This window comes from Butyrivibrio sp. MC2013 (genome assembly GCF_000424585.1).
GTDB lineage: Bacteria > Bacillota > Clostridia > Lachnospirales > Lachnospiraceae > Butyrivibrio.
Window position 1 is genome coordinate 17,233 of the sequence record NZ_AUKE01000029.1, and the last position, 25,300, is coordinate 42,532.

Consider the following 25,300-nt stretch of genomic DNA (forward strand, 5'->3'; position numbering starts at 1 on the left):
ACGGTTCCTCCTTATAATACTTCCGGTGCCAGGGACAGAATCTTCATGAATTTCTTCTCACGAAGTTCCCTTGCAACGGGTCCAAAAATACGAGTTCCCTTAGGGTTGCCGTCATCATTGATAACAACTGCAGCATTCTCATCAAACTTGATGTAGGAACCATCTTTACGGCGAGTTTCCTTAACTGTACGAACTACAACAGCCTTAACAACATCGCCCTTCTTTACAACGCCGCCTGGTGTTGCATCTTTAACCGTAGCAACGATTGTATCGCCGATTCTGGCATATCTTCTTGTAGATCCGCCCATAACACGAATGCAAAGCAGTTCTTTTGCACCAGTATTATCAGCGACATTCAGTCTGCTTTCCTGTTGAATCATGTTAATTCTCCTTCTTATATACCGTGCAGGATTAATTACTTTGCACGCTCAATGATAGAAACAAGTCTCCATCTCTTGTCTTTGGAGATAGGTCTTGTCTCCATAACCTTTACAGTATCGCCAATGTGGCACTCGTTGTTCTCATCATGAGCCTTGAGCTTATATGTTCTCTTAACGATCTTCTTGTAAAGAGGATGCTTTACATGATCTTCAATGGAAACAGTGATGGTCTTGTCCATCTTATCGCTTGTAACCTTACCAACACGTGTTTTTCTAAGATTTCTTTCCACGATTTATATCCTTTCCCGCAACTTCTGCGATATTATTCAGCTACCTTTGTCTTCTGAGTAAGAACAGTCTGGATCCTAGCAATGTTCTTACGAACAGTTGTGATCCTAGCTGTATTGTCCAGCTGGTTGGTAGCCTTCTGGAATCTTAAATTGAAAAGTTCTTTCTTCGCGGAAGTCAGCTCTTCAGCAAGGGCCTTGGCATCCTTCTTGTTAAGCTCTTCAACATATGTATTATTCTTCATTAGATACACCGCCTTCCAAATCAGCCTTGGAAACGATCTTGCAACGGCAAGGAAGCTTGTGTGTTGCAAGACGAAGAGCTTCCCTGGCATCTTCTTCAGATACACCGCCGATCTCGAACATTACGCGACCAGGCTTTACAACAGATACCCAGTACTCTACAGTACCCTTTCCGGAACCCATTCGGGTCTCAGCCGGCTTTGCAGTTACAGGCTTATCCGGGAAAATCTTGATCCAAACCTGACCACCACGCTTTGTGAAACGAGTCATAGCTACACGGGCAGCTTCGATCTGATTGGATCTGATCCAGCAAGGATCAAGCGCTACAATTCCAAATTCACCGTAAACGATCTTTGTGCCGCGAGTAGCTTTATGAGCCATAGAACCACGGAACTGTTTACGATGTTTTACTCTCTTCGGCATTAACATTATTTATCGCTCCCTTCCTTGTCTGCGTCAGCCTTGGAACCCTTTGTAGGAAGAACTTCTCCCTTGTAGATCCAAACCTTAACACCAACCTTACCATAGGTTGTATCAGCTTCTGCAAAACCATAATCAATATCTGCTCTAAGTGTCTGAAGCGGGATAGTACCCTCGCTGTAGAACTCTGAACGTGCGATATCGGCACCGCCAAGTCTTCCTGAGCAGCAGGACTTGATACCAAGAACACCGCTCTTCATGGATCTTGACATAGAAGACTTCATTGCTCTTCTGAAAGATACACGGTTCTCGAGCTGAGAAGCAATGTTCTCTGCAACGAGCTGAGCATCTCTGTCAGGTCTCTTGATCTCCTTGATGTCGACCATAACCTTCTTATCAGTTAACTTCTGAAGTTCCTTCTTTGTTACCTCGATCTCAGCGCCGCCCTTACCGATTACAACACCGGGCTTAGCTGTGAATACGATAACCTTAACTCTGTCAGATGCTCTCTCGATCTCGATCTTGGAAACACCTGCAGCATATAACTTCTTCTTGAGGTACTTTCTGATGTTATAATCTTCAACGAGATTATCAGCAAAAGAGCCCTCGCCAGCGTACCATCTGGAATTCCAATCAGCGATAACGCCGACTCTCATACCATGAGGATTAACTTTCTGTCCCATTTGATTTAGCTCTCCTTTCTTATCTCTCGTCCAGAATGATGCTAAGATTGCTCATTCTCTTGTTGATTCTGTAAGCTCTGCCCTGTGCACGAGGCTGAATTCTCTTCATGATAGGACCATTGTTTGCATAGCACTCAGCGATGAACAGGTTATCCTTATCCTTACCCTGGAACTCAGCATTTGCAGCTGCGCTGGCAAGAAGCTTGTAGATAACAGATGAAGCATATCTGGGATTGTACTGCAGAATAGCAAGAGCTGTTGTCACATCCTTACCACGGATCGCATCCATAACGAAGCAAGCCTTCTGAACAGGTATTCTTGCATAAGTCAACTTAGCATGCGGTCTTTTTTCTCTATTTTCTTTATTTCTATCATGTTTGTACTGAGATCTGGATCTCTTCTCTACTGCCATGATGAACCTCCTTTCATATCAGCTTATTTGGTCTTCTTCTCGTTACCTGAATGGCCGCGGAAAGTTCTGGTCTGAACGAACTCACCAAGCTTGTGGCCTACCATATCCTCAGTAACATATACCGGAATATGCTTTCTGCCGTCGTGAACCGCAATCGTATGTCCTACAAAGGACGGGAAGATTGTTGAACGACGGGACCAGGTCTTAATGATCTGCTTTTCGTTCGCTGCGTTCATGGCATCTATTTTCTTTAAGAGACTTGCATCAGCAAAAGGTCCCTTTTTAAGTGATCTTGACATTGTGTCCCTCCTTCAATTATTTGATGGCTTTGCCGTTTCTTCTTCTTACTATCAGCTTGTTGGAAGCCTTCTTGGACTTACGTGTCTTATAACCAAGAGCAGGCTTGCCCCAAGGAGTAGAAGGTCCGGAACGACCGATAGGAGCTCTACCTTCACCACCACCATGAGGGTGATCGTTGGGGTTCATTACAGAACCACGAACTGTGGGACGGATACCCATGTGACGAACACGTCCAGCCTTACCATAATTGATGAGGTTGTGCTCGATGTTACCAACTTCACCGATTGTTGCACGGCAGGAGATCGGTACCATTCTCATTTCGCCTGAAGGAAGACGCAGTGTAGCATACTTCTCAGTCTTAGCCATGAGCTGTGCAGAGTTACCTGCGCTACGTACCAGCTGGCCGCCCTTGCCGGGATAAAGCTCAATGTTGTGAACTTCAGTACCTACAGGGATAGCTGAAAGGGGAAGGCAGTTACCGATACGGATTTCAGCGTTAACACCGTTCATAACTGTCATACCATCCTTAAGTCCTGCAGGAGCAAGGATGTAAGCCTTTGTTCCGTCCTGGTAGCAAATAAGAGCAATATTTGCTGTACGGTTAGGATCATACTCGATACCGATTACCTTTGCAGGCATATCATCTTTGTATCTCTTGAAATCAACGATTCTATACTTTCTTCTGTTACCACATCCTCTGTGTCTAACAGTGATCTTACCCTGGTTGTTACGACCAGCAATGCTGTTCTTGGATACCAGCAGGCTCTTCTCAGGAGTCTTCTTGGTGATCTCAGAGAAATCAGATCCTGTCATGTTTCTTCTGGATGGGGTATAAGGACCATACTTCTTAATTCCCATGATTTTATTCTCCTTTTCCGCTGCGGCAGATCATGCCATTGCGGTTTGTATCGCATGCTCGGGGCAAATGCCCTTTTGGCTTCAGGACTCAGTTCAAAGCCTCGCACACATAATTGTTATCTAAATCAGAGTCCCTGGAAGATCTCGATGTCCTTGCTGTCCTCTGTAAGAGTAACAACAGCCTTCTTGATCTTTGCTGTATAACCAACAGTCTGGCCCCTTCTCTTGCGGGTTCCTGCTGCGTTAAGTGTATTGACCTTGGAAACCTTTGTCCCTTCGAACATCTTCTCTACAGCTTCCTTGATCTGTGTCTTGTTAGCCTGAGGGTTAACAAGGAAAGTATATTTCTTATCGCCCATCATGTTCATAGACTTCTCAGTCAGAACAGGCTCAAGGATAATATCATAATACTGAAGTGCTGCCATTATGCGTATACCTCCTCGATCTTGCTTACTGCGTCCTTTGTAAGAACGAGCTTTCTAGCGTTTACAATGTCATAAACGTTCAGAAGTCCGGCCTGAGTTGTGTTTGCTTCAGCGAAGTTACGAGCTGACAGAACAACATTCTTATCGTTATCAGCAAGAACTACAAGGCCCTTACGCTCTACATTCAGGTTTGCCATAACTTCAGCGAATCTCTTTGTCTTGATCTCGTCGAACTTCAGTTCATCAACAACGATCAGGTTGCCGCTTTCAAGCTTATCTGTAAGCGCAGACTTGAGAGCTGCCTGCTTCTCCTTCTTGTTCATCTTGAAGGAATAATCCCTGGGAACGGGAGCGAATACAACACCGCCGCCTGTCCACTGGGGTGATCTTGTTGAACCCTGTCTTGCATGACCTGTGCCCTTCTGTCTCCAAGGCTTTCTACCACCTCCGGAAACTTCGGAACGGGTCTTTGCTTTCTGTGTGCCCTGACGCTTGTTAGCAAGCTGCTGAACAACCGCAAGGTGTACAAGGTGCTCGTTAACTGTCACTCCGAATACTGCATCGTTTAATTCGAGTGTGCCAACTTCCTTGCCTTCCATATTTAAAACAGATACGTTAGCCATCTGAATGGTCCTCCTTTCCTTCGTTATGCCTCTACTCTCGTTGTCTCTTTGATCGTAACAAGGCCTTTCTTGGGTCCAGGTACTGCGCCCTTAACAAGAATCAGATTCTTCTCGACGTCAACCTTAACAACCTCGAGGTTCTGAATTGTTACACGAACGCTACCCATGTGTCCGGGCATTCCCTTACCTTTGAATACGTGGCTGGGATCGGAACTGGAACCGTTAGAACCCTGGTGACGATGGAACTTGGAACCGTGAGCCATAGGTCCTCTGTGCTGGCCATTCTTCTTGATGGCACCCTGGAAGCCCTTACCTTTGGTAATAGCTGTAGCATCGATCTTGTCGCCATCAGCGAAGATGTCAGCCTTGATCTCGCTTCCAAGCTGGTAATCAGCTGCATTCTCGAGCTTAAGCTCTCTGACGTATCTCTTGGATGTAACGCCGGCCTTCTTGAAGTGACCAGCCTCAGCCTTGTTTACGCCATGTCTGTGCCAAACCTTGCCTTTTTCGAAGTTCTTTTCCTTCTTGTCCACAAAACCAACCTGAACTGCGGAATATCCGTTCTTCTCAGGAGTCTTGATCTGTGTTACTACGCAGGGTCCTGCCTGAAGTACGGTTACAGGAACAAGTGAACCGTCTTCTTTGAAGATCTGGGTCATACCGACCTTAGTAGCAAGTATTGCCTTCTTCATGAAACTTACCTCCTTATAATTCTACAGCGGATGCTTATTACTTACGCAATGTCGTTTTATCACTGCTGCTTATGAACCTCAGGCCTTCCGCCTTTGCTGCGGCCCATATACATTTGATCCACTCCATGTCAGACCCCGGTGATTATCCAGTGTCGCGGCATCATGCGCCTCGCATCATCCTAGTAGAGGTTAATTGATAGTTGCAAGATGAATTATTTCATCTTGATGTTGATGTAAACACCTGCAGGCATTTCAAGTCTCTGCAGTGCATCGACTGTCTTAGGTGTAGGTGTGATGATATCGATCAGTCTCTTGTGAGTTCTCTGCTCGAACTGTTCTCTGGAATCTTTGTACTTATGTACAGCACGCAGAATTGTAACTACTTCCTTTTTAGTAGGAAGCGGTACAGGTCCGCTAACCTGAGATCCGTTCTTCTTAACTGTCTCGATGATCTTCTTGGCTGATGCATCAACAAGCTGATGATCATAAGCCTTAAGTGTAATTCTCATTACCTGATTTGCCATAAAAAAAGTCGCCTCCTTTTCGCACTTTTTAGAATAAGTACGACAAGCGGTGACTGTACACTCTCCCGTGTGTGTCCTGATCAGCAACCCAAAAATCACCTGTCAGGTTTTGCACTTCACGTCGTTTCTGCCCATCTATCCGCTAACGCAGTATGATCTAATGCATTCCCGAATATGCAGCAGACATCTGTTATCTGTACAGTGACTTGTCGTCATGATTGTTGGCTGTATCACAGCCTCTTGACATTCGCTCCACGGAAAACCCGTATCACTGGATAATACGGCAACCTCACGCTTCAACGCTATCATGTCACAGCACTTGCTAATATATTACTTTTTTTATTTCCTTTCAAGTGTTTTTTATGATTTTTCTCTTTTTTGAATAAAGTCAGTAAAATCATCCTTGTTATTTGATCATAATTAATGTCGTCTCTATAGCCCTAAGACTCATCATAATAATAAGTTCTTGTATCAAAGTTCATTAATTACACGTTTGATCAAACCATCTGCATCCATGATCATATAAAACACTCATCGGAATAATATTTCGGCTATTTATCTCATTCATATTTGCTGTTTCTACATATATAATGTATTCTAAAATGTGTCCCGGCAAATAAGCTATTTTATATTATAGTAAGCAGGGCATCAAAAAACGCATTTGCACAAGAAGCTTTGGCATGCCCCTATCAGGCAGTTGACCTCATAGGATACCGCCAAAAAATCAATACGGAGATATTAATATGTGGATCGCAGACAATTGGAAAGATTATGAAGTTATAGATACTTCTTCAGGAGAAAAGCTTGAGCGCTGGGGAGACTACACACTGGTACGCCCCGACCCCCAGGTCATCTGGAACACTCCAAAAACAAACTACGGTTGGAAAAAGCCCAACGGCCACTATCACCGCAGCAACAAAGGCGGCGGTGAATGGGAATTTCATAAGCTCCCTGAGGAATGGCAGATACATTACAATGAACTGACCTTCAATCTTAAGCCATTCAGCTTTAAGCATACAGGTCTCTTTCCTGAGCAGGCTGCCAACTGGGACTGGTTTTCTTCATTAATAAAGGAAGCCGGAAGACCCATCAAGGTACTGAACCTCTTTGCCTACACAGGAGGAGCTACCGTATCAGCTGCCAAGGCAGGAGCCAGTGTCACCCACGTCGATGCCAGCAAGGGCATGGTAGGCTGGGCAAAAGAAAATGCTATATCATCAGGTCTCTCAGATGCTCCTATCAGATGGCTTGTGGATGACTGCAGCAAGTTTGTGGAAAGAGAGATCAGAAGAGGCAATCACTATGATGCGATCATCATGGATCCTCCTTCCTATGGAAGAGGCCCCAAGGGAGAGATATGGAAGATTGAAGACAGCATCTTCCCTTTCATACAGCTCTGCTCCAAGGTATTATCAGATGATCCGCTCTTTGTGCTGATCAACTCTTATACAACAGGTCTTCAGCCGGCAGTCCTGTCATACATGCTCCATACAGTCATGGATCACCTCTATAAAGGCCATATAGAAGCTGATGAAATAGGTCTTCCTGTTTCATTAAGCGGTCTGGTACTCCCCTGCGGAGCAAGCGGACGCTGGACAGCAAATAAATGACGTACGTGTCACTGTTAAACTCGCAAACGCTTCGCTTTTTGCTCGTTATAAAATCACTGCTGACGCAGTTCTACGGGTACGGGGCTTATAACCCCGCACCCGTAATCAAGATATTCCCACCCCCTAAAGGTGGTGGGTTATCTTGATTATTTTATATATAAACAGGCTTTTTGGATTTTTCCTCATCCAAAAAGCCTGTTTTCATTTCGGGATAACCTGTTTTTATCACACACGCAAATATATGGCGCGCGCTTCACTTATCTTCAATCTTTTCCCTTATCTGCTGCATCCTTCTGTCCAGCTGATTGATCAGGTCAGCAGAGAATCTCAGATCTTCTGATATAGTCTCCGCATCCTTGATGTCCTTCTTGTATTTCATCTTATGTTCCAGGCTGGCCCAAAAATCCATAGCTATGGTCCTGAACTGTACTTCCACTCTCATGTACTCCTTGTAGTGAGTCAGGAAAATGGGTATCTCGATTATCAGATGCAGACTCCTATAGCCGCTGGGCTTGGGACATGCGATATAATCCTTGATCTCCAGGACCCTTATGTCATCCTGCTCTTTCAGACAATCTGCCAGCATATATATGTCATCCACAAAGGAGCATATTACCCTGATACCTGCAACGTCGCTTATATTATCCCTGATATTATCAAGGCTAAAATCAAGTCCCTTCCTCTGCATCTTTTCATACAGACTTATAGGACTCTTGATCCTGGTCTTGATTGATTCAAAGGGATTACGATTATTCTTAAGAGACAGTTCCTTATTGAGTACATCCAGCTTGGTCCTGACCTCATACATCGCACATTCATATTTCATCATGAGCTCCTGAAAAGGCCTCATCTGGTCAGTAAACCTGAGGAGGTCATCTATCTGCTCAGGTGTTCTGTTCTTCAGATCCAGCAGTGAAATATGTCCCGCCAGCTTATCTGCTGCTTTTTTATCTCGTTCCATACACTCTCGCTTCCAATGATTAGTATGCCCATAGGCACCTTAATCATTATCTCTGAATAATGTGGCGAAAATGTGAATCATATCTAAAATATATATATTCTTAATATATATATTCTTGGATAAAATATCCAAGAATATATGCTTGTTAAACTCGCAAACGCTTCGCTTTTTGCTCGTTATAAAATCACTGCTGACGCAGTTCTACGGGTACGGGGCTTATAACCCCGCACCCGTAATCAAGATATTCCTCTTATAGGCAAAATTGGCGCAGCCGCCGGCTATAGGCCTGTCAGCATCATCTGTCTCAAGGGCAAGGAGATATGAGTCCTTATCCCCCTTCCATTCGTAGGGGACTCCTGTCCTCTTACCTCTTATGATCTCATCACACAACGTGATAGTGGCAGGTATTATAGAAGGATCCCCAAAGTTATGAGGATGGGAAAAAATCACCTTGTCATACATATTCTTATAGGAAGAAAACCTTTCAAGCGACTGCTTGTAAACAGGAAGCTCCAGGCTTTCACCCAGCTGAAGAAAGCCAAAGCTGTTGCAAGCATCTCCCAGAAGCACTGTCCTTAGTTCTTCAAATAAAACACATACAGATCCGTGGGTGTGACCGTAAAGAGGAAGTATGCGAAGGGTTATACCGCCAAGTTCAAAGCGCTGTCCTTCTTCCAAAAAACTGCACTGCTCTCTCTGAAGCTCAACAACCGCCAGAGCCTTGGCTCCTCCTCTCTCCTCTTCAGGAAGATAGGACAGCCTTACATCCAGCTTACTGTGAGCCAGTGCCAGTTCCAGGTCCGCCTTATCTATATATACCCTGTCAAATTCACCCGCTCCTCCTGCATGATCCAGATGTCCATGAGTCAGGATGACCGTAAGGGGGAGAGATGTCAGTTCTTCTACATAAGCTTTCAGACTACCAAATCCCAGGCCTGTATCAATGAGAGCTGCCCGCTCCACACCTATAGCAAGATAAGCATATACATCTCCCGGGCAGTTGATACGGATAAGCCCGGGAAATAATTCTTCATGTGTAAACATCTTTATATCGCGCTTTCATAAACAGCATCAATCGCCGCAAGCTCTTCATCAGTAAAATCTGTATTCTTAAGAGCTCCTATATTATCCAGGATCTGCTGAGGCCTGGATGCCCCAATGATCACTGAAGTTATAGCCTTGTCGTGAAGAAGCCAGGCCAGTGCCATCTCTGCAAGAGACTGTCCTCTTTCCCCTGCTATATCATTAAGCCTGCGAATATTGGCTAACCTCTCATTTGATATTTTATCTTCGCTGAGGAAGCGTCCATCTGTACGCACCCTGCTATCCTGCGGGATACCGTTTAAATATCTGTCAGTCAGCATTCCCTGTGCAAGTGGTGAAAAACAGATTATTCCCTTACCCAGGCGAAAAGAAGTATCTTTGAGGCCGTTAGTCTCCACATTCCTTTCCATGATATTGTACTTATTCTGATTGATGATAAAAGGCACATTCATGGAAGAGAGAATAGCAGTTGCCTTCTCAAGTGTAGGTCCGTCATAGTTGGAAAGGCCTACATACAGAGCCTTGCCGCTTCGCACGATCTGCTCAAGAGCCCCCATAGTCTCTTCAAGGGGGGTCTCAGGATCCATCCTGTGATGATAGAATATATCAACATAATCAAGCCCCAAACGCTTAAGAGACTGATCAAGGCTGGCAATAAGGTATTTCCTGCTTCCCCAGTCCCCATAAGGACCATCCCACATACCGTAACCGGCCTTGGTAGAGATTATCAGCTCGTCCCTGTAAGGAAGGAAATGCTCCTTCAGGATCTTGCCAAAATTCTCCTCGGCACTTCCGGACTTGGGACCGTAGTTATTGGCAAGGTCAAAATGTGTGATACCATTGTCAAAAGCAGTAAAGCACATCTGTTCCATATTGGCATACACACCTGTATCGCCAAAGTTATGCCACATTCCCAAGGATAAGGCCGGGAGCTTCAGGCCGCTCATCCCGCATCTGTTATATATCATCTTCTCATATCTTTTTTCATCTGCTATGTACATATAATCCCCCTTTGTACAAATACTGTAGAATATACTTTCAGAAAACATTTTATAATAATCCTTGGCAATTATCCATAAGTTTTCCTGGTGATCATTCATTTATAATCCCCATAGAACTCAAGACCACAAGTTTCCCCGCCTGTCATCAGGATTATCATCCTTCACCTCCATCATCATTTTCCATGACATCAGAGCCATTTCTTGCTGCGGAAAAATAGAAGGCTCCCCACCACTATCACTATGCTGGAAGCGATCACCACCGGATAGCCCCATCTCCATTCAAGCTCAGGCATGTATTTGAAATTCATGCCATACCATCCTACTATCAATGTCAGAGGCAGGAAAATAGTAGTAACCACCGTAAGGACAGTCATGATTCTGTTCTGTTTGATATCAAGATGAGCCTTGTACAAATCTCTGATCTGCATAGTGTAGTCCCTGAGCGCAGTAGAGGTATCATGAAGCCTGGCAATTCTGTTAAGGAATAGCCTGAAATATCTCAGATTCTCAGAATAGAAAAAATCATTCTCATTTTCTTCAAGCTCCTGACCAAAATCCATAAGCTGCTCATAATGGATGCGAAGATCCCTGATATCGCTTCTGATATCATTCACCCTCTCTGATGAAAGCTCCTTTTCCTCATTAAGGATCGCATGCTCCATGGCATCAAGCTCTCTCTCATATTCTTCCATGATCCCCAGGTCATCCTTGACTATCTGATCCAGAAAATCATAGATAAAGCGTTCAAGGCTGGGAAGCTTCCACCTCCTGGTAGCCTGGATGCCGGCAATGATCTGAGCAGCCTTGCCGGTATCATCTATAAATACTATGCCCTTCTCATCAAGAGCAAAAGAGAAGGTCTTGTCAGGCCTTGAAAAATCATGCCTGTCAGGAATAGAAAAAGTACCTGTGATAGAGTCGTAGTTTACTTCCGCCTTTGTTGTATATATTGTTTCAAGCTCAGGCTCTATCTCAATCCCCATATCGAATCTGTCGCGGCACTGCCTCCATTCTTCAAGAGACAAAACTGCAACATACTTTTCCTCCATCCCTGGCAGTTCATCCATTGTGATCTCTTTAAGATTCTCTTCGATCCTGTAAATCATATTATCGTCCTCATAATCTTCTGATCAGCGGCCTGCTTCACTGCATCTGTCAACAGCGAAGCAGGCCACAAAAAAACAGTAGCTAACTACCAATATATAGTAGCAGGCTACTGTTGTAAACGAGATATAAAATCATTACCTGGAATATTCAAAAGAACGCAGGAATGTCTTTAATCTCTCAGTTTTGGGATGCTCAAAAAAGTCCTTAACAGGCCCTTCTTCAACAATCGAAGCATCATCAAAAAATATCATCCTGTCAGCCACCGCCCTGGCAAAAGCCATCTCGTGAGTCACAATGATCATAGTCCTTCCTTCTCTTGCTAGCGATAATACCAGTTCCAGCACTTCCCTGACCATTTCCGGATCCAGAGCAGCTGTGATCTCATCAAGAAGAAGGATCTCCGGATGCATGATCAGAGCTCTGACAATAGCCACTCTTTGTTTTTGTCCACCGGAGAGTTGCCTTGGATAGGCATCTTTTTTGTCGGACAGGCCGATCCTATCAAGAAGCTTTAATGCTTCAGCAATAGCCTCTGCCCTGGACCTCTTCGCCACTTTGACAGGTGCCAGGATAATATTCTCAAGGATTGTCTTATGAGGAAAAAGATCATAGCTTTGGAAGACCATGCCGATTCTTCTCCTGTTCCATTTACCCCTGACTTTTGCAGATCCTATTATCTCGCCATCAAGGCTGACCGTCCCTTCCTGTATTTCCTCCAATCCGTTGAGGCAGCGTAGAAATGTGCTTTTACCGCAGCCGGACGGGCCTACTATCACCAGCACTTCGCCTCTCACCAGATCAGCCATCTCAGCAGTCCCCCAAAAGGAAAAAACAATGACTGCTGACAGTTCTGCTGACAGCTTCACACCCATTGTCTTACCAGAGCCAAAATATACTATAAATAATAGAACCATCTGAGGCATGATCCTCACAATTTCCAGATAGATCCTGCTAAAAAAAAGATCACCCTATTACCTAAAGCCATGAGCATACCAAGTATGATCCCCAACACTATACTGATAGCAACAGAGATCATACTGATCCTGAGAGCCACCAGGAGACCCATGACCAGCCTCATCATATTATTTCCCTTAAGCAACACTTCAAATCCCATATTCACACTCCGTATATCCTGTATCTGAACCTTTTTTCCACGAATGATCCCAGTACAGATACCGGTAACAGCATGATGAAATATGCTATTACCAGCATCACAAGGCATTCCGTTGTATCATAATAAAGGCCAATGAGATCTTTTGCCGTAAACATAAGGTCCATAAGGCTGATCGCCGAAAACACACTGGTCTCTTTGAGTAAAAAAACAAGATTGGCAACTATCCCGGGGATACTGACAGCAAGTGCCTGGGGAAATATCACCTCAGCAAAAGTCAGGCCCTTCTTCATTCCCAGCGAAAATGCGCTTTCAACCTGACTGACCGGTACATTATCAAGTCCGCTCCTAAAACTCTCCGCCATATAACTGCCGCCAAGGAGCCCAAGTCCCACAATGCCTGTAGTCTCAGCAGAAATGGACAGTCCCAGTTTAGGCAGTCCAAAGTATATAAAAAATAGCTGGACCAAAAGAGGAGTATTACGAAATAGCTCCACATATGCCCTTACAAAGAGCTTGAGAACCGGTATTTTAAAATGCATGATAAAAGCTGCTGCAATACCTATAAAAAAAGCCAGCGCAATACCGGCCCAGCCTATCCTTATGGTGAGTACAAATGCCCTTATATACAAAGGCAGATATTCACCCATGACCTGCAGGTTCATGAATAACCTCCATACGCAAGATAACCTCCCCTTACGGGGAGGTACACCGCTTTCAAATACTTATTTTTCAAAGAAGATCACTGCGCCATCATATGTTTCTTCGATGAAATTCTTGATCTCATCAGACCTGAGAACTGCAACCAGAGCCTTTATCTTATCAGAGTTCTCATTTCCTTCTTTCACAGCAACTATATTTACATATGTCTGTGCTGCCACTGAGTCAGAAGCTTCGTATGCTATAGCGTCCTTACCCACTGAATATCCTGCTTCCAGAGCATAGTTGCCATTAAGTACCACATATGATACCTCATTTGCAACCCTTGCAACCTGAGCTGCTTCAAGCTCTACAAATTCAATATTGTAAGGATTCTCTGTGATATCTGAGACCTTGGCTGTAAGGTCAGCATCCTCTTTTAACACAAGCAGGCCGTTATCCTGCAGAAGGAGCAGTGCCCTTGCTTCGTTGGTAGTATCATTGGGAATAGCAATTGTATCGCCTTCAGCTACTTCTTCCAGACTATTCTTGGTGCCGGGATAGATACCAAAGGGTTCATAGTGTATGTCTCCGGCATCAACCAGATGAGTTCCCTTCTCCTCATTGAAGCTGTCAAGGTAGGGCACATGCTGGAAATAGTTTGCATCAAACTCTCCGGACTCTACAACAAGGTTTGGCTGTACATAATCTTCAAATACAACTGTTTCAAGCTCATATCCATAGTCCTCCAGGATCTCTGCTGCCTTCTCAAGGATCTCTGCGTGAGGAACAGGTGTAGCTGCGATTTTAATAGTCTCACCATTGCCGGGAGTTATATTCAGCACATCACCCTTTGCGGAATCAGCCCCCTGCTCATTTGCTTCACCATCAGTATCATTAGCACTGACGCCGCCTTCAACTACCAGTGTATCTTCGTGATCTGCACCGGCGGTATCGCTTGCACTCGCATTATTTGATCCGCAGCCTGTAAGAGCTCCTATTGTCAGTGTTGCTGCAATGCCAACCGCAGGAAGCCTGCGAATGATATTCTTTAATATATTCTTCTTCATAATCTCCTCCAACTTGCTATGTTTTATTATTTTTACAGTTTGCCGAGTACTGTTTGGGGTTTTTGTTTTTCTATATGCCGAGTACTGTTCTTTGGTTTTCACACATCCCTGTGCATTAAAAAATCCGGGGATCTTTTTTGATAGACTCCCGGACAAAATGGCTGATCAAAATATTCTAATGATGAATATTTCTATCGGAGGATGCATGACAAATGAGCCATACACCCTGCCATATTACTTGTCCGGGAGAATAGCATTCGGCACATACACATGCACATATCTTTAGAAGAAACAGTATTAGTTTTTCTCATTTGTCTTGCTCCTTTCATTTAGCTTATGCATATATTACAATCCATTTACTACTGAGTCAATAGCTTTTGCCCTTATTAACGATCTCCCTTTTCTATCGCTGGTGATAAGCTTTGCTTATAACGTATAATCCCTGAGCCTGTCAGCATACCAGAAGATCACATCAGAGAGCCTGTATAACTCGCTTTCCTTTGATACGCTGCGCCAAAGCTCCTTGTAGTCCATAAACCATTTCTCCAGCTCTGCTGCCAGGAGCATGGCGTTTTCAGAAGCGCCCCCGTCTGTTTCGCCGGCTATCCTTCTCATAGTCATAAACACCCTGCCTACCAGCTCCTGGCCCCTGGCCATGAGTATATAGGAATTTATCACTTTCTTGGTATCAGCATTTGCGAGGTGAAGCTCCTTGTAGAGATCCTCCACCAGATAGCCGCTCTTTACTATCTTGTCCGCAGCACTATCAGCCATAGCAGCGTCCATGAAGAAGTTAACTTTGGCAGTGCCATTTTTCTGCATTTCCTCTTTGTACTGGACAAAATGCCACCATATCATGCATTCGCAGTCGCCAAACTCCCTTAAGGTCTCCATAAGCCTTCCTGATCTGTCTCCATATTGAATAAGAGAGATACGCCTGTCGCACTCTTCTTCGGACAATATACTGTCATTCCACGAAAAAGCAGCCCCGTAGATCAGTCCCACAGTGGAAAATTCCGGATGTCCTATGTGTCCCAGGTCACCCCAGTCAGTGTTCAGGACACCCTGCACGTGGTATTTGTGGGCATTGGCGCACATGCCGGATATATTCGCATAAGCATCCTTGTGATTATTTATCAAATGGTTCCAGCTCTGCACACCGGGGCATACGTATATATTAGGCGCGCCTGTAGCAGCGAGCTTTTTTAGATTATCCTCTTTGACATTGGGATCATATTCCCAGTTCAGGCATATGCCTTCTCTTGGCAATTGATTAATTATATCCGGTTTTTCTATTATGATATCCCCCCAGTACATAGGGATCTTGCCGCAGGATATCACATAGTCGCAGAGAGATTTTAGAAATTTTATGTATACTTCCTTAGCACCTTCCTGCTCCACTTTATCCCTGCTCTTACCCTTGCCCAGGTCAAAGGTCTCATCAGCACATATGTTGAAATATTTAGAAGAAAAAAGGTTCATATATTCCCTGATGCGGCCTGTTATCAGCTTATAGCTCCCGGGATTGGTAACATCCACCGTATGGTGATCCATCCTGGATATGAAATAAAATGGTTCATTCACGTCCACTTCCAGCTCGCAATATTCCTTGTAGCTGCGGCTCCTAAGGAGCTCATAGAGATGCCCAAAGGATGCCAGGCAGGGTACCAGATCTATATGGCGCTGCCTGCAATAGTCATCAAGCTCCGTTATCTCTCCTGCCGTAAGGGGCGTTGAGCCTCTCCATACTTCGCTCTCACCTCGGAAGAGATAGCTGTGCTCCACATTGAGCTGCAGCTGGTTGATCTTATAAAAACTGCAGGTATCAGCTATTCTCTTTAGCTCATCCAGAGTGGGTATCCTGCCCCTTGTCACATCGTGGTTATAGCCCCTTACAGCTATGGCAGGCCTGTCTATGATATCCATGCACGGAATATCAGCACCGTATTCTCTGATCAGCTGTCGAAGGGTCTGCACGCCATAGAGCACTCCAGCAGCATCTGCAGCAGTCAGGCTTATATGGTCATCAGTAATGATCAGTTCATAAGATTCCGGATCTCCCTGCCCCTTGCAGCAGAGGCGTATCCCCTTCTCGTCTTCCATCTTGTCTACAGGCAGGATCTGGATATCAAGTCCCAGCACCAAGGCTATTTCTTTTGCCAAAAGACCTGCTGCAAACCTCTCCTCTTTCTCTTTGCCGTATTCAGTCAGTATCAGGCATCCCCGCCTGATAGCATATATACCTTCTTTTGTCCTTATTTCCCATGGCTGTGGTAAGAGATTCATAATAGTCCTTTCATGCCTGGATCGGCAATATACTAATTTATCCTTTTATGGCACCTATCATGACGCCGGCTTCGAAATGCTTTTGTATGAAGGGATAAAAAATGAAAATGGGTAATGTAGATACCACTATGGTACAATATTTTACCGTCTGTTTGTAGAGTATCAGGTCCCCCGCATAATCCGAAGCATTGGCATTGGAGCCCCCGGTAATGGTGGTGGACACATCTCCGTTGACCAATATCTCCTTGAGCACCAGCTGCAGAGGGAACTTTCCTCTGTCTCTGAGGAATATGGATGCCTGGAACCAGGAATTCCAGTGGGCAACGATATAATAGAGCACCACTGTTGCCAGAGTAGCCTTCATAAGGGGCAGTACTATGGAAAATAGGATTTTGAAATGCCCCGCGCCGTCCAGCTTGGCAGATTCTATCAGACTCTCCGGAATGCCCACCATAGCCGTGCGTACGATTATCATATTGTAAGCGCTCAGGCACACGGGCAGGATCAGCACCCACCTGCTGTCAAACATATGCAGTCCCTTGGTCACTATTATATAATATGCGATCATACCGCCGTTGAACATCATGGTAAAAGTGATAAAGAACATGATGGTGTTGCCCCAAAGGGCCTCTTTTCTGGAGAGTGCATAGGCTGCCATCACTGTCACCAGCATGCCAAGGGCAGTTGCGGTGAATACATAGAAAAAAGTATTGAGATAGCCAGTCACAATATCCTTATTTTGGAATACCAGGCTGTAGCCCTTGAGAGTAAAGCCTTTGATCCTCCAGATAAGACCGGTCTGTCCCAGCACCCAGGAAGCATCGCTAAAAGACGCACATACCACATGCCATACAGGCAGAATGCATACCAGGATCACTCCTATAAAGAGCAGTGTATTAAACCATTCAAAAACATATCTTGATATCGATCTGTGATTCATATTAGCCTCCGTATCGCTCTGTAGTTACAGTTCTTCTTTTGCAGCAGGCGATGTCCGCCCCGGCTTTTACTATTAGAAGAGACTGGTATCGGTTACCTTCTTGCTAAACTGATTGGCCATGACCAGAAGAACAAAATTGATCACGGAATTAAAGAGGCTGACCGCACTACTGTAGCCGTAGTTAAATTCCAAGAGACCCTTTCGGTATACATAACTGGATATGATATCTGCAGTCTCGTATATCTGGGGATTGTATAGGAGGATAGTCTTCTCATAACCCACTGACATCATGGAGCCTATCTTTAATATGAGCATGATCACTATGGTGGTAGATATCCCTGGCAGCGTCACGTATAGGGTCTGCTTCCACCTATTTGCGCCGTCGATCACCGCAGCCTCATATAGCTGCTGGTCAATGCCCGATAGTGCTGCCACATAGATGATGCTGCCAAAGCCTATGCCCTGCCAGATCCCGGAACCTATATACAGAGGCCGCCAGTACTCAGGTATACTGAGGATATTCTGGCTGCTCCCTGTAAAAAAGGAAAAGAGCTGGGTCAAGACGCCCTTGGACTTACAGAAATCAATGATCATACCTGATACTACAACCATTGAGATGAAGTAGGGCATATAGCTGACGGTCTGTATGGTCCTCTTAAAGAGCTTGGACCTTATCTCATTCAATAGTAGAGCAAATATGATGGTAAGCGGAAATGCCACCAGCAGCTCCCAGATACTGATAGCCAGGGTATTCCTGACAAGGCGGGGAAAAAAGGGATCGTTAAAAAAGGTAATGAAATGCTTAAGTCCAATAAGGGGACTGCCAAATATACCCTTCTTGGGCTTGTAATCCTGAAATGCCATTATCAGGCCGCTCATGGGAAGATAAGCAAATAAAAGGAAAAATGCGATAGCCGGAACGGCCATTAGATAGAGGACCTTATTGCGTCTAAAATCCTTTTTGATAGCTGCCTTTGTAAACTTCTTGTACTTTACAGGTGCAGCATCAGAAGATAGCTTACTCAATTATCATACCCCCCTTATGATTATTTATTGGACCAAAAGATAGGTCCGGACCGGGGAGGAGCTATTGAATCCACACATTCGTCACCCCGCCCCACCGGATAAGCCTATTCTATTCTCAGTCCCTTTATAATCATAGGGGCACTTTTCTTATTCAATTCGCAATTTTTGAATAAAATGATGCACTTCTATGTCATGAATACATGGATGTATTCCGACATGCTCAGAAGTGCATGGATGCACTTCTATGTCATCTGTTTTTTATACTGCCCCGGTGTAATACCCTCGATCTTGCGGAAGGTACGGATCATTGCCTTGGAATCCACAAATCCGCTATGGACCGCGGCATCCTTAACAGTCTCCCCCCTGTCCAGACATTCCTTGCACTTCTCCACCCTCACCAGATGGAGGTAGTCCAGGATACCACTTCCGGTATATTTCTTGAACATCCTTCCTATATAAGAGAGGCTCACTCCAAACTCCTCGGCGATAGCTCCTATAGACAGATTTACGTCAGCATAATTCTTATCAATATATTCCTGGGTCCTGATCACCTTAATGGGAACAGCTTTGCTATCCTTCTTTTCACACTCCGCGATGATCTCCTCGAATATCCTGTTGATCTCTTGCCTGAGCTGATTGATGGACTGGGCTTCCAGGAGACACTGGGGCAGACGCAGCCTTGTGTAGAGCTCTCTGTTCTCCTGTTTGTTCACATCCCCAAACATGCCCAGCACCAGGCTGATGATGCCGGATGCCTGGCATTTGTTCATCTTCATATTCCTGATATCCTTCTGGAAGCTCTCTTCCATCATTTCATTCAGGACCTTCTTGGCGGATTTGTAATCTCCGGCTGCTATGCAATTGCTGATCTTCTTGATATTCTCAGTGTAGATCCCAATGTCTGACTCAGCCTCATCCTCTGTTCTTTCGTAGAAGATGATATCATCCACAGCATCCTCCCAAAAGGATTTGAAATTCACGCTGTCCATGATCTCGCCGTAGGCTTCGGGCAGCTCATCCACATCCCTGTGAGGCAGGCTCACCGCCGCATACACTGTCAGTCCAAAGTACTCGTCAAAAAAGCCTATACAGGTATTAAGCTTATCAGCCAGCTCTTCGTCATCTTTTATGATGCAGACTACCATGCTGTCTGATTCCACCATCCAGCCTTGGTTATCCTCCAGCAGTGTCTCTTTCACCACATTCTCTATGGCAAAAAAGCACAGAGGCAAGCCATTATTATCTTTTACATTACCATCTGCAGCCAGGATACTGTCCTGCCAGCTGTCAAAGTAAAAGGCGATCACTCTGTAGGGTATATCGCCCCAGTTCTCCTTCATGGACTTTCTGATGGTATCCTTGTACTCCATGCTGATGGGATCTGCATGCTTCCTGTCATTTAGGAGACTCACAAGCATCCTGTCATGGAGAAGGTCATTACGCTCCCTTAACTGACTCTCCATATCATGATAGTCCGACATCAGGTCTGTGAGCGCAGACTCAAGATTGTCGAATATCTTTTGCTGGCCTCCCTTCAGCTCTGCCTTACCGGCCCCCAGTCTCTGAAGTATCCTCTCAAGAGGATGGGAAGAGAGCCTTGCAAAATATATGGCAAGGGACGTTCCAAGGCCTATGCAGAGTATCAGCTCCAATACAATTACCAGAAGCATCAGATTATTCTTCCTATAATATACATTCTTGGGAATGCAGATGACATACTTCAGATCCAGTACCTGGGAAGGGATAAAGGAGCATACGTATTTCCGGCCGCCCAGCTCCAGGTCCACTGTCTCATCTTCATCCGTCCAAAAGTCATAGGTAAAACCCGACAGATCAAGGCTGGTGTTGCTCTTACCCACGATCACATCATTATCATCGATGAGAAACAGCGCCCCTTCTCTGCTCCCTCCTATACTACCAAAGAGGTTCTCCACGTCCTTCCACTTGAGCACCGTGACAACTGACACTTCAATATCCTTATAGTTCCTTGCAAAGCTGTTTTGGTAAAAGAAGAGCTTGCAGTCCTCCGTTCCCGGCTTTAGAGCATAATAACCCTTTGCCTTATCCTTTTCTATGATGTCAAAATAATTCTCCGGCAGGCCTTCCTCCCGGGTATATATATAGGTAAGTTCAGGTGCATACCTCTTTTTTGTTGTGATGAGATTGCCGCTCTGCGGAAAAAAGACCTGCACGTCGGAAATGATATTGTTGCTGTTGGCCATGCCAGCCAGGTTATCCCTAAGTGCCAGCACATCAAACATCAGCTCACCTGACCAGTCATTCGTCTCCCTGAGATTCTTGACCTGCTTATTGCTCAGGAGCACGCCTTTGGATAACATATGACTGGACAGGATCGTATCACCTATTCCCTGGGTCTTACTCAGGATCGTGGTCTGATATTCCCTGAGCTCTTCCCCGATCATTTTATTGGAATAGAGATATCCGATTATGGTGATCAGCATGGGAACTACCAGAACGATAAGATATGATTTCAGATATACCAGATAAGTCTTACTACGCTTATTTTTAACATTCGCATTTTTCATCTTGCAACCTCCCCATACCCGTTATTATTATAGTTATTCGCCATACGTGTTACAATAAAGGGAACGTTTTTTGCGAATGGGGAGCAAAAACAGGGAATCTTAAATAGCAAATATCGCCACCGAAAATCTGATATTGGTTCTATCATTTTGGCCGTATATGCCGGATGATAGATTCATCAGAACAAATCGGATCCGTTTCTGAATTGCAATAACTTAATAAACTTTGGAGGGAAAAAGATGAAGCATACAAAGAAGATGGGAAAGCTCCTGACTTCAGTTCTGCTCACTTCTGCCTTTGCCGTATCTGCACTTGCAGGCTGCGGCAGTAAAGCAGCAAAAACAGCAGATGCTAAGATCGAGGACGGAGCAGTTGCTACTACAACAGCTGATACCAGTATTGTTGCCAATGAAGTATCTCTTCCTTTATGTGAAGAGAAGACCACCCTTTCCATGTATATACCTCTGGATGCCAATATGGCTACAGTGATCAGTGATTACAATGAGAACAAGTTCTTCCAGGAGCTTGAGAAGAGGACCAACGTACATATAGATTTCCAGTGTCCTGCTGTAGGCGAAGAGGTCACTGCCTACAACCTGATGATAGCTTCCAATGAACTACCTGATATCATATGCCACAACGGCTATCATTATTCAGATGGTCTTGATGCAGCTGTTGAAGACGGCTACTATCTGGACCTTACACCTTATCTTGATACACTCCTTAGCAATTACAACAAGCTCCGCCTCAAAAATGACTTTTTTGCCAAGAGCACAGTTACTGACGAAGGCCGCGTAGTTGCAATCTACCAGATCTTCTCAGATCCTCAGCCTCCCTACAAGGGCCTGGAGATCAGAAAAGACTGGCTGGACGACCTGGGACTGGATGTCCCCGTTACCTTTGATGACTGGGAAAAGATGCTCCAGGCCTTCAAGGATGAGAAGGGTGCTTATGCTCCTCTCTCCATCGGCGCACTGGGCTACAATATGGATTCCAACTCCATGAGCGCAGGCTATAACGTGCTCAACGGCTTCATGAATGTGGACGGCACAGTAAAGTTTGGCCCCATTGAAGATGGCTGGCGCAAATACCTGACCAAGATGAACGACTGGTATTCCAAGGGGCTCATCGATCCTGACTTTATGACAGGCGGCGGATACACACCTGACATGTCTATCATCACATCAGGCCAGTGTGGTGCCTGGGATTCCATGTACACCATGCCTGCTCTCTACGAATCTTCCACAGATGACAAGAATATGCAGATCATCCCAGTAGCATCTCCTGTGGAAAAAGAAGGCGATGAAGTTCATGTTCGTCTTGCAGATTCCATTATCCACGCATACTGCACCATCTCTGCAGATAGCGAAAATGCTGAGCTTGCTATGAAGTGGTTGGATTACATGTGCTCACCTGAAGGATCACTCCTTTGCAACTACGGTATTGAGGGCGAGACCTTTGAATACAACGCAGACGGAGTTCCGGAATACTCAGACCTTGTATGCAAGAATCCTGACGGACTCTCCTTTGCTCAGGCCATGACCTACTATACTCTTCCTCCGTCACTGATCGGCGGCGATTATGACTGGAAGCGCGAGCTCAGTTCCGTTCCTGAAGAAGACGTATTATCCATGGAGGTATGGGGAGCTGTTCCCGATGATTACAACATGCCCGCCGGCATCTCCTATACCAGTGATGAAGCCAAGGAACTGGGCGAGATCGTCAACAGTGTCAACACCTACCTCACAGAAAAGACATCTCAGTTCATCACCGGCGTAGCCGATATCAACACCGAATGGGATCAGTACATGTCCGATATCAAGGCTATGAACATTGATCGTGCTATCGAGATCAATCAGGCAGCCCTGGACAGATTTAATAACAGATAATTATTTTCTACAGTACAGCAGCCCATCGTGCATGCACGATGGGCTGTTATTATACATTCTTGGATAAAATATCCAAGAATGTATGCAAATAGGCCATTTGAGAGCGGCTAGGGCCGCTGGGCCTATTTGCCTGATTCATACTCTCACGAAACACGCAGTAAAATGCGTGTTTCTGAAGGTTCATCTAATAATACATACCTTTATTCCTCACAACACTCTCTTATCCACCCTGTCAGACCACCAGTAAACCTCTCATCATAGGGCTTACCATCCAGATAGATCAGGTTGGTCTGGGCCTGAACTATGACGCAGTGCTGGCCCATCTCAAATCCAAAGTTTACTGAGGCCACACCTCCATCACCATTTCTCACCCAATCAGGAAAATATGTTACGCATCCAGGCATCTCCTCCAGGTCCTTCAAACGCGGTTTAACATATTCATCAAAGCTGCATAGCTCATCTCTTTTGCCATGCATCACAAATGTCTTTAGGCCTGACTCTCCCATTCGCATGAGTTCTTCCCTGGCAGGAATGTATCCCGAAGAAATAGGGATGCTTATGTCAAAGAGATCCGTATACCTTTCAGCCATTACCCAGGCCATCCAGCCGCCTGAAGATCCACCTGCTATAGCTGTTTTAGATACATTATCCTGATAATCATTTTTAATAGAACGTACCAGCTTTGCCAAAGGTTCAAAATAAACCTCTGACCATGCACCTTCCATCTCACCGTTCACCCATTTCTCATTGGCAAGGGGCACGAGAATAAAAGCTCCTCCTCCCAAAGCCTCCTGATATTTCGGAGAAGCAAACTGTTCACCACCGCTGTGTCCCACAGCATTGATCCCATCTGCGCAGTTAAATCCGTGTATCCAAACCAACAAAGGATACTTTCCTGCCTTATCAGCGCCGTGCTTTAAGGGATTATAAAAATAGTACCTGATAGCCCCTGTTTCCTTACTTGGATACTCATATCCCTCAAACTCTTTCAGAAATTTGCCAAATTCGTAGGATTGCCTATAGCTTATGAAATCCCCGGGCTCCATCTCATCTTCCCAGGGAGTTTTTACATGCTCCTGCTTTGACTCAGCATCAAGTTTAAATTCCTGTAGATTTCCCATTACTTCCTCCCATTTATATCTTGGTTTATTAGATGCGTTTCGTAAACACCTAATTCATTTCAGATTAATCTATTCCACCAGGACATAGCCCTACCATCTACAATCTACCAGCGTTTCATATTTCTCTGGAATTTTACTTCGTAAGCCTTCTTTAGTTCATCAGGGCTGATATTGTAGCAGAGCATAATATCGTTATAATACATAAGAACATCTGCCATCTCTTCTATCAGATGCTCCCTTATATCACTGTCAGTCGCTGCCTTTGTTCCCCCATTCTTCTTAACGATATCTATGACTTCGCCTATCTCCCCTATCATCCATAGGAGCATGTTTTTACCGGTTTCAGGCATTATAGGATCCCATTTGTCCTTGTAATGCTCCTGCAGTGTCCTTTGCATTTCCAGCATTTCATTAATAGTGAAGTCTGCCATAATATCATTTAACCCCCATTTATAAAACAGCTATTCCAGAAGATATTATACCAAAAATATAAATATAATATTGATTAGAAGATTTGTCCCGTTTTCCTATCTGGATATAGTTTTTGAAATTACATTAAAAACTTTTGCACTCCTCCCTAGACATTTGCTTTTTATGTCGTAGTTCTTATATAAACAAGCCTGATTTCTTCTGATCCAAACTAATAATCCTCCAACTATATTTATGAAATAATTATAATAAAAAAGATAGTCAAAAGCCACGACACAATGCGAGAAATACTGTATTATAGCGACATGACATGAGATGTCTGATATCTATTCTTACATCGAATGCATCCATACACATAAAGTAAGCGGTAAACAAAACGCGTCTTTGAACAGCCTTCCAAAATCATTAGTATTCTCTTAGAGAAACTATTGGTTTTGGAGGGCTTTTATTATGGACAAATTTGTGATGGATATTAGGCTTAAGCAATGGATCCCAATCCTTGAAGCTCAAGCCAGCAGCGGACTCGACAAGCAGACTTTTTGCAAACAGCATGGGATCAGCAGAGGTCTCTTCTTTAAATGGCAGAGGATTCTCCGCGAAAAGATGGCCGAAGGGTTTGATCCTGCTTCCATCTCGCTTCCTGCTATTACTGATAATGGCACTGGAGACATCAAA

At 44.7% G+C, this 25,300-nt stretch carries 29 protein-coding genes; 3 read left to right on the forward strand and 26 right to left on the reverse strand.

Going from position 1 to position 25,300, the window contains the following annotated elements; translation table 11 throughout:
- Window positions 1–11 precede the first annotated feature (11 nt).
- The 12 genes from rplN to rpsJ all read right to left on the reverse strand — a co-directional run bounded on the left by rplN (window position 12) and on the right by rpsJ (window position 5,847).
- Complete coding sequence (gene rplN, locus G636_RS0113155; RefSeq protein WP_026508432.1) at window positions 12–380, reverse strand: 50S ribosomal protein L14; 369 nt, start codon at window positions 378–380, stop codon at window positions 12–14.
- Window positions 381–415: 35 nt separating this feature from the next.
- Entirely contained in the window at window positions 416–670 is a 255-nt protein-coding gene (rpsQ, locus tag G636_RS0113160) for a 30S ribosomal protein S17 (protein WP_026508433.1), read from the reverse strand.
- A 32-nt stretch (window positions 671–702) separates the two neighbouring features.
- Complete coding sequence (gene rpmC / locus G636_RS0113165) at window positions 703–912, reverse strand: 50S ribosomal protein L29 (protein WP_026508434.1); 210 nt, start codon at window positions 910–912, stop codon at window positions 703–705.
- A complete protein-coding gene (rplP, locus tag G636_RS0113170; RefSeq protein ID WP_026508435.1) occupies window positions 902–1,339 on the reverse strand; it encodes a 50S ribosomal protein L16 in 438 nt (145 codons plus the stop codon). Before rplP ends, rpmC begins: the two co-directional genes overlap by 11 nt.
- Window positions 1,339–2,013 (reverse strand): 30S ribosomal protein S3, encoded by a 675-nt coding sequence (rpsC, locus tag G636_RS0113175; RefSeq protein ID WP_026508436.1) that lies wholly within the window; start codon window positions 2,011–2,013, stop codon window positions 1,339–1,341. Before rpsC ends, rplP begins: the two co-directional genes overlap by 1 nt.
- Window positions 2,014–2,032: 19 nt before the next feature.
- Window positions 2,033–2,425, reverse strand: coding sequence for a 50S ribosomal protein L22 (gene rplV, locus G636_RS18585; protein ID WP_035779699.1), 393 nt, complete (start codon window positions 2,423–2,425; stop codon window positions 2,033–2,035).
- A 23-nt stretch (window positions 2,426–2,448) separates the two neighbouring features.
- Window positions 2,449–2,724 (reverse strand): 30S ribosomal protein S19, encoded by a 276-nt coding sequence (rpsS, locus tag G636_RS0113185; RefSeq protein ID WP_026508438.1) that lies wholly within the window; start codon window positions 2,722–2,724, stop codon window positions 2,449–2,451.
- 16 nt (window positions 2,725–2,740) lie between these two features.
- Entirely contained in the window at window positions 2,741–3,583 is an 843-nt protein-coding gene (rplB, locus tag G636_RS0113190) for a 50S ribosomal protein L2 (protein ID WP_026508439.1), read from the reverse strand.
- A 125-nt stretch (window positions 3,584–3,708) separates the two neighbouring features.
- Window positions 3,709–4,008, reverse strand: coding sequence for a 50S ribosomal protein L23 (gene rplW, locus G636_RS0113195; protein WP_026508440.1), 300 nt, complete (start codon window positions 4,006–4,008; stop codon window positions 3,709–3,711).
- Window positions 4,008–4,631, reverse strand: a complete 624-nt coding sequence (gene rplD / locus G636_RS0113200; RefSeq protein ID WP_026508441.1) for a 50S ribosomal protein L4 — start codon at window positions 4,629–4,631, stop codon at window positions 4,008–4,010. Before rplD ends, rplW begins: the two co-directional genes overlap by 1 nt.
- Before the next feature lie 23 nt (window positions 4,632–4,654).
- Complete coding sequence (gene rplC, locus G636_RS0113205) at window positions 4,655–5,323, reverse strand: 50S ribosomal protein L3 (protein WP_026508442.1); 669 nt, start codon at window positions 5,321–5,323, stop codon at window positions 4,655–4,657.
- A gap of 212 nt (window positions 5,324–5,535) precedes the next feature.
- A complete protein-coding gene (gene rpsJ / locus G636_RS0113210; RefSeq protein WP_022754383.1) occupies window positions 5,536–5,847 on the reverse strand; it encodes a 30S ribosomal protein S10 in 312 nt (103 codons plus the stop codon).
- Window positions 5,848–6,590: 743 nt separating this feature from the next.
- Between rpsJ and G636_RS0113215 the strand changes: the two genes are divergently transcribed.
- On the forward strand, window positions 6,591–7,457 hold the full coding sequence (locus tag G636_RS0113215) for a class I SAM-dependent methyltransferase (protein WP_026508443.1): 867 nt from the start codon (window positions 6,591–6,593) through the stop codon (window positions 7,455–7,457).
- A gap of 253 nt (window positions 7,458–7,710) precedes the next feature.
- On the opposite strand, the gene G636_RS0113220 is transcribed toward G636_RS0113215, so the two are convergent.
- The 12 genes from G636_RS0113220 to G636_RS0113275 all read right to left on the reverse strand — a co-directional run bounded on the left by G636_RS0113220 (window position 7,711) and on the right by G636_RS0113275 (window position 21,188).
- Window positions 7,711–8,418: a GTP pyrophosphokinase gene (locus G636_RS0113220; RefSeq protein WP_051227025.1), complete on the reverse strand. Its 708-nt coding sequence runs from the start codon at window positions 8,416–8,418 to the stop codon at window positions 7,711–7,713.
- A 216-nt stretch (window positions 8,419–8,634) separates the two neighbouring features.
- On the reverse strand, window positions 8,635–9,462 hold the full coding sequence (locus G636_RS18590; RefSeq protein WP_051227026.1) for an MBL fold metallo-hydrolase: 828 nt from the start codon (window positions 9,460–9,462) through the stop codon (window positions 8,635–8,637).
- Window positions 9,463–9,464: 2 nt separating this feature from the next.
- Complete coding sequence (locus G636_RS0113230; protein ID WP_026508445.1) at window positions 9,465–10,463, reverse strand: aldo/keto reductase; 999 nt, start codon at window positions 10,461–10,463, stop codon at window positions 9,465–9,467.
- Window positions 10,464–10,651: 188 nt separating this feature from the next.
- Window positions 10,652–11,569 (reverse strand): magnesium transporter CorA family protein, encoded by a 918-nt coding sequence (locus tag G636_RS0113235; protein ID WP_026508446.1) that lies wholly within the window; start codon window positions 11,567–11,569, stop codon window positions 10,652–10,654.
- A 135-nt stretch (window positions 11,570–11,704) separates the two neighbouring features.
- The gene (locus G636_RS0113240; protein ID WP_242826972.1) at window positions 11,705–12,493 is read right to left on the reverse strand and encodes an amino acid ABC transporter ATP-binding protein; all 789 of its coding nucleotides are present in this window, start codon (window positions 12,491–12,493) and stop codon (window positions 11,705–11,707) included.
- A 5-nt stretch (window positions 12,494–12,498) separates the two neighbouring features.
- Window positions 12,499–12,684 carry a hypothetical protein gene (locus tag G636_RS19730; RefSeq protein ID WP_155832395.1) on the reverse strand — a complete coding sequence of 62 codons (186 nt, stop codon included), beginning with the start codon at window positions 12,682–12,684 and terminating at the stop codon, window positions 12,499–12,501.
- 2 nt (window positions 12,685–12,686) lie between these two features.
- Entirely contained in the window at window positions 12,687–13,346 is a 660-nt protein-coding gene (locus G636_RS0113250) for an amino acid ABC transporter permease (protein WP_026508449.1), read from the reverse strand.
- Window positions 13,347–13,406: 60 nt separating this feature from the next.
- Window positions 13,407–14,390: a MetQ/NlpA family ABC transporter substrate-binding protein gene (locus G636_RS0113255; protein ID WP_026508450.1), complete on the reverse strand. Its 984-nt coding sequence runs from the start codon at window positions 14,388–14,390 to the stop codon at window positions 13,407–13,409.
- A 426-nt stretch (window positions 14,391–14,816) separates the two neighbouring features.
- On the reverse strand, window positions 14,817–16,676 hold the full coding sequence (locus G636_RS0113260; RefSeq protein ID WP_026508451.1) for a glycoside hydrolase family 20 zincin-like fold domain-containing protein: 1,860 nt from the start codon (window positions 16,674–16,676) through the stop codon (window positions 14,817–14,819).
- A gap of 37 nt (window positions 16,677–16,713) precedes the next feature.
- A complete protein-coding gene (locus tag G636_RS0113265; RefSeq protein ID WP_026508452.1) occupies window positions 16,714–17,616 on the reverse strand; it encodes a carbohydrate ABC transporter permease in 903 nt (300 codons plus the stop codon).
- A 72-nt stretch (window positions 17,617–17,688) separates the two neighbouring features.
- Entirely contained in the window at window positions 17,689–18,642 is a 954-nt protein-coding gene (locus G636_RS0113270; protein WP_026508453.1) for an ABC transporter permease, read from the reverse strand.
- A 242-nt stretch (window positions 18,643–18,884) separates the two neighbouring features.
- Complete coding sequence (locus G636_RS0113275) at window positions 18,885–21,188, reverse strand: helix-turn-helix transcriptional regulator (protein WP_026508454.1); 2,304 nt, start codon at window positions 21,186–21,188, stop codon at window positions 18,885–18,887.
- A gap of 237 nt (window positions 21,189–21,425) precedes the next feature.
- On the opposite strand from G636_RS0113275, the gene G636_RS0113280 reads away from it, so the two are divergent.
- Window positions 21,426–23,075: an extracellular solute-binding protein gene (locus tag G636_RS0113280; protein ID WP_026508455.1), complete on the forward strand. Its 1,650-nt coding sequence runs from the start codon at window positions 21,426–21,428 to the stop codon at window positions 23,073–23,075.
- Window positions 23,076–23,275: 200 nt separating this feature from the next.
- Here G636_RS0113280 and G636_RS0113285 read toward each other — a convergent pair whose 3' ends face one another.
- Both G636_RS0113285 and G636_RS0113290 read right to left on the reverse strand, forming a co-directional pair.
- Entirely contained in the window at window positions 23,276–24,196 is a 921-nt protein-coding gene (locus tag G636_RS0113285; protein ID WP_026508456.1) for an alpha/beta hydrolase-fold protein, read from the reverse strand.
- Between the two features lie 104 nt (window positions 24,197–24,300).
- On the reverse strand, window positions 24,301–24,627 hold the full coding sequence (locus G636_RS0113290; RefSeq protein ID WP_026508457.1) for a MazG nucleotide pyrophosphohydrolase domain-containing protein: 327 nt from the start codon (window positions 24,625–24,627) through the stop codon (window positions 24,301–24,303).
- Window positions 24,628–25,075: 448 nt separating this feature from the next.
- Between G636_RS0113290 and tnpA the strand changes: the two genes are divergently transcribed.
- Window positions 25,076–25,300: IS66 family insertion sequence element accessory protein TnpA (gene tnpA / locus G636_RS0113295; protein ID WP_026508212.1), on the forward strand; the 225-nt coding region annotated here is incomplete at its 3' end.